The 1,637-nt window shown below is 67.6% G+C and carries 2 protein-coding genes; both read right to left on the bottom strand.

Annotation, left to right across the window (positions count from 1 at the left end; all coding sequences use genetic code 11):
* Positions 1–34: 34 nt before the first annotated feature.
* Entirely contained in the window at positions 35–1,156 is a 1,122-nt protein-coding gene (locus IG98_RS0143805; RefSeq protein WP_030926466.1) for an IS630 family transposase, read from the bottom strand.
* 75 nt (positions 1,157–1,231) lie between these two features.
* Positions 1,232–1,555: a hypothetical protein gene (locus IG98_RS0143800; protein WP_030926464.1), complete on the bottom strand. Its 324-nt coding sequence runs from the start codon at positions 1,553–1,555 to the stop codon at positions 1,232–1,234.
* Positions 1,556–1,637 lie beyond the last annotated feature (82 nt).

Raw genomic sequence — 1,637 nt, 5'->3', positions numbered from 1 at the left:
CTAGTGCCGTGACCGCATTGGTTCGCCGGGTTTGTCAGGCTGCGGCCTTGAGAGGGCGTCCGCCCCAGCGGATGCCCTTCTCGCCGCGGATGCGTACGCGCTCGCGGCGTTGGGCGGCCAGGACATCGGGGTGGCGGGCGTTCGCGTTGCGCCAGCGCAGGTAGGCGTGCAGGGCCCGGGTCTGAGTGGTGTGGTTGCAGTGGTTGGAGTTGGCGATGGTGAACTGCCGCAGCGGCCCGAAGTGCGCCTCGATCGGGTTTGCCCAGGACGCGTAGGTCGGAGTGAAGCACAGCTCGACGCGGTTTTTCTTCGCCCAGCAGCGGATCTTGTCGCCTTTGTGCGCGGACAAGTTGTCCAAGACCACGTAGATCGGGGCCCCGTCCGGGCGGGCGGCCCGGATCGACTTCAGCGCGGCCAGGGTGTTGACGGTGCCCTTCTTGCGGCGGTTGACACCCCAGAGGGTGTCGTCGCCGACCGAGTAGCAGCCGTGGAAGTATCGGATCCCGTGGGTGCGGTGGTAGGTCGCCGGGTGCCGCTCCGGGTGGCCAACGACGGCCCAGCCCGAGCCCATCGTGGGCCGGATGCCGAGCGGCCCGAACTCGTCAAAGGCGAAGACCCGGTCCGGGAAGCGGTCCAGGACCTCCTCGATCCGGTCCAGCTTCGCGTCGCAGTCGGGATCGGGGGACTCCTTCCACGTCTTGGTGCGCTGGAAGGTGACGCCACGCCGAGCCAGGAGGCGGCGTAACGTCTCGCGGCCGATCCGGATCACGCGGCCGTGGACTTTGCGCAGGTAGGCGAGCAGCTTGCGGATGGACCAGCGAGTGAAGGGCTGGCCGAGCTTGGTCGGGCGGGTGGTGGCCGTCTTGATGACGAAGTCCTCGCCGTCAGAGCTGAGCAGGCGGGGACGGCCTCCCGCCCACTGAGGGTCCAGGCAGGCAAGGCCGATCTCGTTGAACCGATGGATCACGTCGCGGACGGTGTCCTCATCGGCCTGCACCAGCTGGGCGATCACCGGGACCCGGTTCCCGCCGGCCGAGGCCAGTAGCATCATCGCGCGCCGGAACCGCACCGAGTTGGTGCTGCCTCGGCGCACGATCTGCTGAAGCTTCTGCCCCTCCTGGTCGGTCAGTCTGCGCACACGGACAGGCTCGGCCACCGCACCTCCAGCGGTCGGATCGGACGTCCTTGCACATCCAAGCGCCCCGATCGCCACCTCGGCGAACCTTCCCAGTCAGAGGTCTACCTTGTCGCGCAAGGTGTCGATCTCGGCGGCCAGCACGGCCATGTCGCGCACGTGCGTGTAGTACTTGGCCGCGTACTCGTCGTCGATCGCCGGGAGAACCTTCTCGAACGCCGCCGTGAGCTTCAGCAAGCCCGCGCGGCGCTGTTCATCGAGCGGGCCTTTGAGGACACCGGAGGCGTAGCCGTAGGCGTCCGCGTCGAGCAGCACCATCTCCTGGCCTTCGATGTCCAGGCCGCGAAAGCCCGGTGGAAACGGCGCGGCCATGTGCTCGGCCATCAACTGCGAGAGCGCGTCGAGCTTCTCTTCGAACATGGGCAAGATCCTGCCAGGGGCACACGGGCGACGAGGACCAGTTCGACTTCAACCCGGTGAACCTATGCGGTCACGGCACTAG

This window comes from Streptosporangium amethystogenes, assembly GCF_000721075.1.
GTDB classification, from domain to species: Bacteria; Actinomycetota; Actinomycetes; order Streptosporangiales; family Streptosporangiaceae; genus Streptosporangium; species Streptosporangium amethystogenes.
This window is presented reverse-complemented; position numbering and strand designations above follow the sequence as displayed.